Origin of the sequence: Silvanigrella sp., assembly GCF_044369315.1 — a bacterium.
Taxonomy (GTDB): Bacteria; Bdellovibrionota_B; Oligoflexia; order Silvanigrellales; family Silvanigrellaceae; genus Silvanigrella.
The window spans coordinates 1-12,649 of the sequence record NZ_JBIPMD010000080.1 but is presented as its reverse complement, the minus strand read 5'-3'; the positions used below and the strand labels follow the sequence as shown (position 1 = coordinate 12,649).

General features: G+C 29.7%; 9 protein-coding genes. 7 read left to right on the top strand and 2 right to left on the bottom strand.

The features are described from left to right. The coding region (locus ACIQ56_RS08425) for a hypothetical protein (protein ID WP_397600629.1) at nucleotides 1–755 on the top strand (755 nt) is incomplete at its 5' end. A gap of 1 nt (nucleotide 756) precedes the next feature. Here the strand turns inward: ACIQ56_RS08425 and ACIQ56_RS08420 are convergent. Then, nucleotides 757–2,844 (bottom strand): ankyrin repeat domain-containing protein, encoded by a 2,088-nt coding sequence (locus tag ACIQ56_RS08420; protein ID WP_397600628.1) that lies wholly within the window; start codon nucleotides 2,842–2,844, stop codon nucleotides 757–759. A gap of 498 nt (nucleotides 2,845–3,342) precedes the next feature. Between ACIQ56_RS08420 and ACIQ56_RS08415 the strand changes: the two genes are divergently transcribed. From ACIQ56_RS08415 to ACIQ56_RS08405, 3 genes are all read left to right on the top strand, one after another. Then, nucleotides 3,343–4,941 (top strand): APC family permease, encoded by a 1,599-nt coding sequence (locus tag ACIQ56_RS08415; protein WP_397600627.1) that lies wholly within the window; start codon nucleotides 3,343–3,345, stop codon nucleotides 4,939–4,941. 109 nt (nucleotides 4,942–5,050) lie between these two features. After that, nucleotides 5,051–6,913 (top strand): hypothetical protein, encoded by a 1,863-nt coding sequence (locus ACIQ56_RS08410; RefSeq protein ID WP_397600626.1) that lies wholly within the window; start codon nucleotides 5,051–5,053, stop codon nucleotides 6,911–6,913. A 35-nt stretch (nucleotides 6,914–6,948) separates the two neighbouring features. Then, nucleotides 6,949–8,037: an aminopeptidase gene (locus ACIQ56_RS08405; protein WP_397600625.1), complete on the top strand. Its 1,089-nt coding sequence runs from the start codon at nucleotides 6,949–6,951 to the stop codon at nucleotides 8,035–8,037. On the opposite strand, the gene ACIQ56_RS08400 is transcribed toward ACIQ56_RS08405, so the two are convergent. Continuing rightward, a complete protein-coding gene (locus ACIQ56_RS08400) occupies nucleotides 7,925–9,208 on the bottom strand; it encodes an MFS transporter (RefSeq protein WP_397600624.1) in 1,284 nt (427 codons plus the stop codon). The genes ACIQ56_RS08405 and ACIQ56_RS08400 overlap by 113 nt on opposite strands. Nucleotides 9,209–9,714: 506 nt before the next feature. Here ACIQ56_RS08400 and ACIQ56_RS08395 point away from each other — a divergent pair. Genes ACIQ56_RS08395 through ACIQ56_RS08385 form a run of 3 tightly spaced genes read left to right on the top strand, consistent with a single transcriptional unit; the run spans nucleotide 9,715 to nucleotide 12,504 of the window. Beyond that, a complete protein-coding gene (locus ACIQ56_RS08395) occupies nucleotides 9,715–10,812 on the top strand; it encodes a Glu/Leu/Phe/Val dehydrogenase (RefSeq protein WP_397600623.1) in 1,098 nt (365 codons plus the stop codon). 49 nt (nucleotides 10,813–10,861) lie between these two features. Then, the gene (locus ACIQ56_RS08390) at nucleotides 10,862–11,317 is read left to right on the top strand and encodes an EVE domain-containing protein (protein ID WP_397600622.1); all 456 of its coding nucleotides are present in this window, start codon (nucleotides 10,862–10,864) and stop codon (nucleotides 11,315–11,317) included. 11 nt (nucleotides 11,318–11,328) lie between these two features. Then, nucleotides 11,329–12,504: a thiolase family protein gene (locus ACIQ56_RS08385; protein ID WP_397600621.1), complete on the top strand. Its 1,176-nt coding sequence runs from the start codon at nucleotides 11,329–11,331 to the stop codon at nucleotides 12,502–12,504. Nucleotides 12,505–12,649: the final 145 nt, after the last annotated feature.

The window sequence follows — 12,649 nt, the reverse complement described above, 5'->3', positions numbered from 1 at the left end:
TTATCTTGATACTATCAACAAAATCAAAAACCACTCTCTATAAAAAATTTAATTCCATTCATTGTGTTTGTAAAATGCACTTATTGGGAGGACACATGCATATTCAGCATTTTATTTGGGAAATTTATACGAATGGAGTTTTTGACAAAAAGAAACTTATTGATAATATTAATTTATTTCTTTTGAATAAAGATGAAAAACCTAAAGGAAATGAAATATGCTCTTATAATGTTTTGAGAAATTATATAGAGAATAATGAATTAAATTGGAAATACAATGGAACAATTGCAGAAATAAATAATGCACATGAATCATTTAACAAAATGATTGATATTTTTAATAAAGTGAAAAATAAAAGTCAAAATATATCTTTGTGCTTTATGATGTCTATTTTGTTTCATGAAATTTTATTTGGCATTAAAATGAAAGAAGAATCTGGTCATAAAATTTCAATTATATTTGAAATAAAGAATTCAAATACTACAATTATATTTTTTGACCCTAACGAGGGTCTGTATGAATTTAACTCCTTTAATATAAATGAATTAATTAGAAATTTTAAAAGTTTTTATATAAGTATTATGAAATTTATATATTGTATAAAAAGTATTTCTTGTGAAGTTCTCACTTTGGGGTTTCGAGCGAGAGAATTAGGAAAAATAAAATTAATAAGACCCAAAAAATATAATTCTTTAGAACAAAGATTAGATGATTTAACTCGGAAAACAAATGAGCTATTTGGAGCAATGAAATAAGTTATATTTTTTTAATTGTTTTAGTAATAAATTTTAAACTTTGTTTTAAATTTGGAGCATTCTTTATAAACTTTTTCGGATCTAAAATATAATCAATTGGAAGCGTAACCGCAAATTTATTTTCAATATAATGATTTATTTTCTTAATTATTTCTTTGTTATTTGTAATCTCAATTGCTTTTTTTCCATTATAATTTGTAATATCTGTATCAATTATAAAGTTACTTCTTTCTAATAAAATCTCAATTATTTTTATATCTCCTATTTCAACGGCGATATGGAGTGGGGTATTGTTCTTGTTGTCTGTTAAATTTGGATTTATTTTACTATATTTGAGTAGTCTTTTTATCGTTAAATGACCATGATTTATATTTCCTAATTTTTTACCAAAATCAAATTTTTGAACCATTTTTTTTGCAAAAAATAAGTTCATTTTTTGCGTTTTATTATTTGCATTTATATTGCTATTTTTTGAACTTAATTCGTTATCATTAGAAACATGAATCGATCTAGAAAGTATCGAATACAAAGCAGCATGTAAAGGGGTGCAACCATTTGCGTCTGGAATATTTGGTTCAAAATTTTCGCATTTTTTATTATCTTTAACTAATTCAAGAAAGGATTTAATGAAATCAGAATGCAATTTTTTTGACGCAAGAGTTAGTGGAGTACAACCATTTTTATCTGTAGAATTAACATTACATCCATTTTTTATAAGATTTTCAAGATTAATTTCAAGTTTATTATTGCTGTTATTAAGATCTAGAATGGTTGTCCCTTTATAAGCCATTTCGATTAGTTTTTTATCATATAACTTCGTAATAAATGTTTGAACAATCGGTTTTTTTATATTTTCAGAGGTAAACTCAGGCTTTTTTTCTTCCATTAAAGTAATTGAATATTTCGATAAAATATGACAAAATGTTTTTAATATATTATCAAAAGGAATGTTTTTTAGCTCTACTTTTGTATTTAATACAGATTGGTTTGTCTGCATCTCTTTGATTTCTATATCTCCATCTATAATAGAAGGAACTATTTTGCTAAAAATTTTTGAATTTATATTATGTTGTATTTTACAAACTTTAGCATCCTCTTGATAATTAATTTGTATTTTATTTGATTTATTATTTATATCGTATCTTTTTTTAACTAGGATTTTTTTATAAGTTAATGAGTTTAAGTTTTGCATTAATATGAATTCAGAATTTGAGAATTTTTTAAACAAAGAATAATATCTTAAATTTGACATATGTGTGAATAATTCTTCATTTATTATTTTGTAAAGAAAGTTCTGGTGGTAAAATATAAAAAAAGATAAATTTCTATTTTCTTTAAATTGATAACCAAGATTTATTTTTGGATTCAATTCTATAAAATTACCAAATTTTTTAATTGCATTACTCATGCCTTTTAAGTTTTTATAATCTAAAAATGATTTTTCAATAGCGTTTAATATTTTATTAATTTTTTCAATTCTATTTATTTCTCTAGTATAGAGCTCAAATGTTTTATTATATAAACTTATAATTAACTCTTGGAAATCTAGAGTAATTATTTCTTTTTTTTCATTTAAAAAAATTAAGTTTTTACGATTTATTGATTTTATTATATATTCTGTATTTAATATGATAAAAATTAAAATGGACATGACTAAGCTATGAGAATATTTTGATTTTTCTTTTTCAATTTCAATAAAATTTCTAATATTATTTATGTCACTATTTATTTCATTTAATAATTCTTGTCTGCCTTCATCGGTCTCAAATAATATTTTTAAATCGTTATAGGCATCCTGTTTTTTTATGTTTTGAAAAGTTTTATTATTTATATTATTGTCCATCTTTTTTTCTAGACTATTAAAGTACATACTGAAAGAGAGAATTAAATTTTCTTTAGATATTTTGTTTTTTCCAATTAATTTACAAATTTTGCTATTTTCTTCATTTAATTCAATTTCTGAATGCTCAATAAAAACTTTATCACTAAATATACCTGTATCTACGTTTATTTTTTTATCAGACAGATAATAAAATATTTGAGGTATGTCTTCTTTTAATATTTTGCTCGGAAATTTTGAAACGGACATAATAGATTCCTAAATAAAATAATTTATATAAATCAATTTTATTAATAGAAAATATTCTAATTTAAAAATAGTAATTGTCAAAATTTTTTTAGAATAAATAATTATATAAAATATAACTATTTTAAGAATCTAATTTTTAAAATAATTCAAGATAATTTATAACTTATTTTGAAATTATTTTTAATAATGCGAAAAAAATAGAAATGAAAGTCATTTCATATATTAAATAAATAATCTAATTTAGACTTAGTTTTAAATTAGATTATAAGTGACAGTGATATTTAATGGAAGTCAATAACGTGGGTTGTTCCTTTTAAGAAATACCCGATTATTTGTTATTTTAAAGCAAATTTTACTATAATTGTTTCATGAACATTTCTAACTAGCTGGTATTTTTTTGATTTTTACTAATGTATATAAAAGTTAAAACTTTAATTTTCAAATTTCAATACTTGCTGTATAATTGTTTTTTAACTATTTTTTGGGAGAGGAAATTTAATGGAATTAAAACGTGGCATATCGACTTCGGGCATCCTCTTTGCCTCTGTAAGCGCGACAATTGGTTCTGGTTGGCTTTTTGGTTCTTTGTATGCCTCTAAAATGGCGGGTCCCGCTGCGATTTTAGCTTGGTTGATTGGTGCAGCCGCCATTATTATTATTGCTCTTTGTTTTTCAGAGTTATCAACGATGTTTCCCGTATCTGGGGGAATGAGTATTTTTCCACTATTTACCCACGGAACTTCTGTTTCTTTTATGTTAGGTTGGATCTCCTGGCTCGCCTTTATTGTTATCGTGCCCATTGAAGTTCTTGCTGTAATTCAATATGCCGCTACATTTATGCCCCATCTCATGGACAAAGAGAAATTAACAACTTCAGGACATGTTATGGCTGTTTTTTTAACGGCCATTCTTTTGTTAATAAATATAACAAGCGCAAAATTTATGTCTAAAACAAGTTTCTACATTACCATTTGGAAACTTCTTATTCCATGTCTCCTTATTATTTTATTTTTTTATAAATCAACTCATATCGGAAATTTAACAGCTCATGGTTTTGCTCCAAATGGGATGCACGGTATTTTTGCTTCCCTATCTGTAGGTGGAATTATTTTAGCATATAATGGTTTTCAACCAGGAGTTGCCTTGGCTGGTGAAACGAAAAACCCTCAAAAAAGCATTCCAATAGCGATCATTGGTTCCATGTTAATTTGTATGGTTATCTATTGTTTACTTCAAGTTGCGTTTATTCTTGCTCTTCCACCTGAGGTCTTAGCTCAAGGGTGGGATAAACTTACCTTTCCAGGGGAAGCAGGTCCTTTTGCTGGCCTTGCAACTGTGATTGGTCTGGCTTGGTTTGGCATTATATTATATTCCGATGCTTTAATTTCTCCCTTTGGTAGTGGAATTGTATTTATGGCTTCTTCTGCAAGAGCTTCTTACAGCATGAGCCGCAGTGGGCATATGCCTAAATTTTTTCAAAAACTTTCAAAAAACCATGTTCCTGTTTTAGGGTTAATGGTGAGTTTTGTTGTTTCTTTATTGATCTTTTTGTTTTTAGATAATTGGCAAGAAATGGCCGCTTTTTATGCAGCTGCTATCTGCTTATGTAATGCTGTTATTCCCGTAACTTTATATGTTATGCGCTCCGATTTTCCTGATTTACCAAGACCATTTAAGGTATTCAATTATAAGCTAGTTTCTATGTCTGCATTTTATATTAGCAGTATGCTTCTTTTTTGGAGTGGCTGGAACATCATGTGGAAATTAAGTATTATTATAGGAATTGGATTTTTTGCTTTATTCATATTAAAGAAATTTAATAATACAGGCCTTTCTCTTGATGCAAAAGGATTTACTTGGTTATTATTTTATATGATCTCATTAGGACTTGTCTCATATAATGGCTCCTATGATGGAGGCAATGGTCTTATTCAAAATGGCTATGATTTTTTAATTATTGGTATTATTTGTTCTATTTCTGTCGTTTTAGCGTCGAAATTTAAATTAAATCGTGAAACTTCTAAAGCTCTTATATCAAAGACGTTAAACGATTTAAAAAATGAGCGTAAACAGCACCAGGACCAGCAGGTTGCTTAATTTTCTATGTGGAATATTTTTCACTGTGAGCCAAAAAATGTTATTATAAAAATTAGAATCTTAAATAAAATAATAAGATAAAGTGTAAACCTTTTATTAAGAGTTTAAGATGCCTAATTTTTTATTTTTTATTTTTTTATTTTTAACTGGATGCAGCTATTTTCAAAAAGGAACTTTGTCTGTATTTGTTGAAAACAATGGAAATCCTGTTGAAAAAAGTTTGATATCTATTTATTCTATAAATGACTCAGACAAGAAAGAGAAGCTGCTTTCGCAGCAATATTCAAATAAAAATGGATCCCAAAAATGGAATATAGATTATTCAAATTTAAAAAATATGAAAATAGTAATTCAAAATAATAATATAGATAAACTTTATTTGCCCGAAATCGTATTTATAGAGACTCCTAAATTATGGCAAGATCAAGATCTTTCTCTTCATATAAAAGTAAAAGAGTTAAATTTGGGTTTCATAAAAAAAACAGAAAAGCAAAAAAATTTATTGGAATCTAAAAAAGAACCTGAAATTTTTATGGATTATCCAGAGGATCCCATTAGCCAAAATTTATCAATATCTCAAATTGAAACTCCTTTGTTACCTGAAAAAAATAATGAAGCGAGTTTAAATCAGTTTTCCTTAACAAATAAGAATCCAATTGAAAAAACAAATATTTTAGAAAATATCATAAGTAAAAATAATTCAACAGCTCAATTGAATACCATAACCGAAAAAAAAACAATTCTTTTTGATGATTCTGTTACATTAGAAGTCTATTTTGGAGGAAAACCACAAGACAATGTTCATGTGTTTTTAGGAAGAAATGCTTCACAAGATCTTTCTTATATTGGCACTACGGATGATAAAGGGATTATTACTTTTTCAGTTTCAAATCAAAGAAGACCAGATATTTTTATCTTAAAAAAAGCAAACTTTCTTAGCGTACTAAAGCCATTTACATCGGGTAGTGGAAAACAAAATTTAAGAATAGATTTACAAGAAGGAAAAAGTACCGATTTTATTCTTCAACATTACGCCTATGGTATTGGGCGAGGGATAGATAAAACAGAATTAAAAGCAAATTCTTTAAGGGTCGATGTGTCTGGCATGACAGGATTTGTTACTACAAATAAATCAATTGAAGATAAGGTTATTTTGTCATTAAATCAAAAAAATGCAATTCCAGAATCGATTGATTCTAAAATGTTAAAAAAATGTTTAGAACTTCATAGTTTTTTAAATCAAATTCCAACGCTTTATGTTTCGTCTCTTTTACCTTATAAACCCTCTGTTGGATTGATTGAGCCACCTATCATAGGTGACATTCAAACAAATCAATTGTGGAGAAGAGTACGTCGTGAATTTTTTTCTAGGTTTATGAATGAGTCTTATATGCGTGGTCTAATTTCAGAAGATATTGTAAAAATGTCCAATTCTATAGGCCTTTCTTCAATAGAAATGGCTCGTAATGGTTGGAAAAATTCATCATTTGCTGCGGACTTAGATTTATTAATTCAAATTCATTTTGATGAAAATGAAGGTGGTAAAGATTTTACTTTATTTGGAAAAGTTTATGATAAATTTGGTAAATTAATAATGGATCGATCTATTTTATTTAATTCAGATGATGCCGAAAAAGTTGCCGCTAAAATGTATTCCAGCCTCATTTCTAGTCTTCCAATTGAAGGAGGTGTAATTAAAAAAAATAAGAATGAAGTTTCAATTAATTTAGGAAAAAATTATGGGGTAAATGAAGGAGATCTTTTTGTTGCTTTTATTCAAAAATATCCTTTTTCTCCTCCAGAAAAACCAATTGGTATCTTAAAAGTAAAATCGATTACGGATAAAGAAAGTTTATTAGATATTCAAATAGGTCAAGATAAAATTGAGAAGTCTGAAGTTATTAGAGTGGTCAGATATCCTGAAAAATTAATTCAACAAGAATTACAAAATCAAATTGCAAGTTATTTATAAAATTTAAATTTTATAAAAATACAAAGAGGTTTAAATTGAAGTTATTTGTTTTTTTTAGTGCGGTTCTTTTTACTGGTTGTTATTCTTTTGAGCAAGGCTATGGTCAAGTCAGTTTATTTTTAAAACAAAAGTCTATTGAGACCGTAATTCAAGAAAATAAAGAAACAAAAGATAGAATTGAAAAATTAAAATTAGTTAAACCCGTGCTAGAATTCGCTAAATCTGAAATTGGGTTAACTCCAGGTAAAAGTTATCAAAAATATATCTCATTAGATTCTCCTTATGTTTCTTGGATAGTTCAGGCCTCAGATAAACGTTCTTTAAAATTAAAAACTTGGTGGTTTCCTATTGTAGGAAAACAGCCTTATTTAGGATTTTTTGATAAAGAAAAGGCTTTAAAACAAAGAGAATTACTTATTAGTGAAGGTTATGATACCGTAACAGGAGGTGTATCTGCTTTTTCTTTGTTAGGTTATTTTCCTGATCCATTATACTCTTCTATGTTGGATCAATATTCTATAACAGAATTTATTGAGACATTAATTCATGAATCTATCCATAGAACACTTTATATTCCGAATTATTATTCTTTTAATGAAAACTTAGCCGATTTTATTGCAAAAAGAGCGACAACACATTTTTTAAAGTTACATCCTGAATTAAATCAAGACTCAAATAAATATATTGAAGAATATAAAAAACACAGAGATGCTCAAAAAAAGTTTCAAGAATATTTATTAAGAGTAAGAGAAGGGTTAACAAAATTTTATAATGAAGCTCAAAATAAGGATGAGTTTAAAAATGAATCCATTTTTCTCTCTGAAAGAGAGATTAAATTCAATCAAATATCAAAGGAATATAAAGTGTTTATGAATGGTTTAGATATTGGAACATCATACGAATATTCTTTTCAAAAAGGCAAAATTAATAATGCTGTTATTTTAGGATACTCTATATATGAAGCCAAACAAGAACCTCTTGAAAAGGCGCTTCAAAATGCAGGCGGTGACCTCAAACAGATGTTGAAAAATCTTGAGGTTTGTCTTTCGGGGTCGCCACAAGATGAGTCTGAGTTGTGGCAAAAGGTGGAAGGCTGTTTGATTTCCAAAGAACAAACAAAGTAAACAAAGGTGCTGCTGTTATTAAAATAAATCCTATTAATAAATATGATGTTTGATCTGAAAATATATCATTCATGAAAAAGCCAAAGCTTGGTCCTAAGATCATTCCTAAAGAATAGATAAAATTCAGAAATCCATAGGCTATATGGTATAAACCTTTCAGTTCTGTTTTGTCTATTTCATCTGCGAAAGCAGAAAGAACGGGGCTTATAGAAAAGGCACAAGCCATTCCTAATATACCCATTAAAATAAAGTAAGTACTTAAGTTTTGTGTGTATGACATAGTAACAAAAATAATACCGCTAAAGAAAACTCCAAAAGGAATAATTTGAATTTTACCAAATTTATCCGCTAATTTGGCTGCAATGGGCGAAAATATTGCCAAAGCAAGAACCTGTGTACCAAATAAAAGACCAATTGTTTCACTATTTGCATTAAAATTACGTGATGCAATTAGCGATAAACTGGGTTCTAAATAAGAAAGCATAAAGGATTCTAATAATACAATAATCGATAATCCAATTAATGTTCTATTTTTCATTGATATTTTAACGAAATCAAAGTTTTTATACTTCCCTTTTTCTAAGAAAAGCTCATTATTTTTTTTCATACTTAATATTAAAGATGAACTAAATAAACTAAAGAGTGCGACACCCCAAAATGGGAAATTCAAACCTCCAAGTTCATATAAAAATCCTGCTACAGGAGCTCCAATTAAGTGGCCTACGGATACCCCAACCATAGCAGTTGCTAATGCTGTTGAGCGGTGTTGAGGATGAACGCTTTGAGCGACTAAACTCAGACCACATGTCCAAGTTATTGCAGCGGAAGCACCTTGTAAAAAACGTGCAAATAACAAAACTTCAAAACTATTTGCAATTGGAAATAGAAGAGATGAAAATATTAATAATAAACCACCTAAAACAAGAGCATGTTTATTTCCAATTTTTTTCGATATTAAGTTAACAAAAGGGACAAAAACTAAAAGACCAATAGCATATGTAGCCACAAAGAAGCTGATTAAACTGTTACTTAAATTTAAAATTTTATCTGAATAGATAGGGAGTAAAGGAACAATAACCCCATAGCTCATAGCGTCTACAAACATAGAAAAAGCTACAGCAAAAACAGTTACAAATTTTAGATTTTTGAATTTTTCCATTGCCGATAACATGACACTGCACCTATTATGTCTTTTTAATTCAATATTTATATGAAATACATATAGTTGAATTAATTAAAATTTAAATTTTAAATTTAAAATATGAATAAGCTTGCCCCAGGAATATCAGGACAAGTCAAATAGGGCTAGGACGGTCCAGGGCTTGTTGGGAGTAAGCTTGTGCCATTAAAGATAAATTTCATTTGTACCTCGCACAAATTTAAGGCTTTTTCCATTATATCATAAAAAGCAAATAAATACAACACCCCCCATGTTACATGAGCTTTTATATAAAATTTCAATTAGTTAAGTTGAGAGTTACAGAAAAGATAAAAAATTTCACCCTTTAGAGTCGTAGGTGATTTTAGGTTCCCTACTTGTAATATTCTACACTTTTGGTAAGTATTTAAGTGTAAATAAGCACCTAAAGAGTTTTCGAATAAAATGACCTTTTTTGAGGTCTCATAATTATTGTGCCTATTTCATTATTATTTTGTCTATATTTAGAGGAGTTTAAGATGAAAGTATTTTCTCAAATTGAATCCATGGGCCATGAACAAATTGTGTTTTGCAATGATCCTGCTTCAGGATTGAAAGCGATTATCGCGATTCATGACACGACATTAGGACCAGCATTAGGAGGAACTCGACTTTTACCCTATGAAAATGAAGAAGATGCATTACTCGATGTTTTAAGGCTAAGTAGAGGAATGACTTATAAAGCTGCTTGTGCTGGATTATCTTTGGGAGGGGGGAAAGCTGTTATTATTGCTGATCCAAAACAAAAAACAGAACAAATGTTTCGCTCTTTTGGACGTTTTGTTCAATCTTTAGGCGGAAGATATATTACAGCTGAAGATATGAATACAAACGTAACAAATATGGATCATATCCGTTTAGAAACCAAATTTGTAACAGGTGTATCTGCTGGTTTAGGTGGAAGTGGTGATCCTAGTATTATGACTGCAAAGGGTACATTTTATGGAATGCAAGCAGCTGTTCGCCATAGGTTAGGGCGTTCCGATTTTCATGGATTGAAAGTTTCTATTCAGGGAGTGGGCGCTGTTGGAAAACATCTTTGTCAAATGCTTCATGATAAGGGAGCAAAATTATATATTTCTGACATTGATGACAAAAAATTAAAAGAAATGCATTCGCTTTATAATGCAACGATTGTCTCAGAAAAAGAATTGTATGCACTCGATTTAGATGTCTATGCTCCTTGTGCACGAGGTGCTACTTTAAATACAAATAATATACAATTGTTTAAAACAAAAGTCATTGCAGGATGTGCAAATAATCAATTAGAAGATGAAGAAAAGCATGCAAAAATGTTAAAAGACTTAAAAATTCTTTATGCCCCTGATTTTGTAATCAATGCAGGTGGGCTTATTAATGTAGCAAATGAAATTACAGGTTATCAGCAAGAAAAAGTAGAATCGGAAGTAGCACGTATTGCATCTACCTTAGAATCGATCTTTATTGAAGCTGATAAATTAGGAATTACGACGCAAGATGCCTCAAAACGTTTTGCAGAAAAAAGAATCAAAAGTGTTTCTAATTTAAAATCGATGTCTCAATTAGAAACCTCTTCTATAGGAAAGTTGAAAAAGTAACATCATGCAAAAGCCTCTCATTGATTATTTGCCTTCCAGGATTTGGCTTATGAAATCCGAACCCGATGTCTTTTCCTTTAATGATTTGGAAAAAAAGGGGGGGCAGACAGAACAATGGGATGGTGTTCGTAACTACCAAGCTCGAAATTTTATGCAAAAAGAAATGAAGTTAGGAGATAAAGTTTTATTTTACCATTCCAATGCAAATCCTTCAGGAATTGTTGGCCTTGCTGAAGTTGTTGAAGAGGCAAAGCCAGATTTCACAGCACTTGATCCAAAGTCGGAATATTTTGATCCCAAGGCTACTATAGAAAACCCTAGATGGTATGCTGTTACGGTAGGCAAACCACAAAAATTTCCAAAATTTATTTCACTTTCCGAAATGCGTGAACATGAACCTCTTCAAAACATGCTTTTATTAAGGAAAGGTCAAAGATTATCTATCTTGCCTGTTTCTTTAAATGAATATAGTTTTATTTTGCAATTGGCTCGATTTCACAAATAAAGGATTATCAAATGAATAGTGTTTATATTGTTGCCGCAAAAAGAACTCCTGTGGGACGATTTCAAGGTGTGTTTAAAGGGATTTCCGCATCAAAGTTAGGAGCAACTGCCGTGAAAGCCGTTGTGGAGGCAAGTGGAGTAAGTAGCAATCATATTGATGAAATTATTATGGGTGAAGTTTTAACTGCAGGAGTAGGACAATCACCTGCAAGACAAGCAGCAATTTATGCTGGGTTGCCAGAAAGTGTACAAGCTTTAACTATTGGAAAAGTTTGTGGTAGCGGTTTAAAGTCTGTCATTTTAGGCGCTCAATCTATTTTAGTACAAGATTCTCATTTGGTGATTGCTGGTGGGCAAGAAAGCATGACGAACGCTCCTTATCTTATGCCACATGCTAGAGAAGGAATGAGAATGGGAAATAAAGAAATCATAGACTCAATGATTATTGATGGTTTATGGGATCCTTATAACAATTTGCATATGGGAAGCTGTGCTGAATTGTGTGCGAAAGAATACCACTTTTCGAGAGAAGAACAGGATGCTTTTGCGAAAGAAAGTTATTTACGTGCAAGAAAAGCAATGGATTCTGGTTTATTTAAAAATGAAATTGCGCCGGTTACAGTAACAAGCTCTAAAGTAACAACGCAAATTGACACCGATGAAGAACCTATGGCTGCTGATCTTGAAAAAATGGGAAATTTAAAACCTGCATTTGATAAAGAAGGAACTGTCACTGCTGCAAATGCATCGAAAATTAATGATGGAGCAGCCGCTTTACTATTAGCATCTGAAGAAGCAGTAAAAAAATACAATTTAAAGCCATTAGCTAAAATTGTAAGTTGGGCTGGGCATGCTCAAGATCCAAAATGGTTTACTACGGCACCTGTTACAGCTATGCAACGTGCCTTACAAAAGGCAAATTTAACTTCACAACAAATTGACTTATTTGAAATTAATGAAGCTTTTGCTTTGGTAACAATGGCAGCCATGAAAAAATTAGAAATACCGCATTCAAAAGTAAATGTGAATGGAGGGGCATGTGCCATTGGGCATCCCATTGGAGCAAGTGGTGCTCGTATTTTAACAACACTAATTCATTCTTTAATTCACCATAAGAAAAAATATGGTCTTGCTACTTTATGTATAGGTGGTGGCGAGGGAATAGCTGTTATTGTTGAAAGAGTTTGATTTAAAAAATAGGATTAAAATGATCCTCCCCTAAGAAAGTAGACACCCAGATCCGAAAAAAACTTATAGGAAAGAGGTGTTGAAATGGTGTTAACCAAAAGAAGGTATACAAGCGAATTCAAGCAAGGGGCGATTGAGCTTACAA

What these genes read in the sequence shown, in the direction of transcription:
- ACIQ56_RS08400 (WP_397600624.1), bottom strand. Translation starts at nt 9,208, where the DNA reads ATGTTATCGGCAATGGAAAAATTCAAAAATCTAAAATTTGTAACTGTT.
- ACIQ56_RS08410 (WP_397600626.1), top strand. Translation starts at nt 5,051, where the DNA reads ATGCCTAATTTTTTATTTTTTATTTTTTTATTTTTAACTGGATGCAGC.
- ACIQ56_RS08390 (WP_397600622.1), top strand. Translation starts at nt 10,862, where the DNA reads ATGAAATCCGAACCCGATGTCTTTTCCTTTAATGATTTGGAAAAAAAG.
- ACIQ56_RS08395 (WP_397600623.1), top strand. Translation starts at nt 9,715, where the DNA reads ATGAAAGTATTTTCTCAAATTGAATCCATGGGCCATGAACAAATTGTG.
- ACIQ56_RS08415 (WP_397600627.1), top strand. Translation starts at nt 3,343, where the DNA reads ATGGAATTAAAACGTGGCATATCGACTTCGGGCATCCTCTTTGCCTCT.
- ACIQ56_RS08385 (WP_397600621.1), top strand. Translation starts at nt 11,329, where the DNA reads ATGAATAGTGTTTATATTGTTGCCGCAAAAAGAACTCCTGTGGGACGA.
- ACIQ56_RS08420 (WP_397600628.1), bottom strand. Translation starts at nt 2,844, where the DNA reads ATGTCCGTTTCAAAATTTCCGAGCAAAATATTAAAAGAAGACATACCT.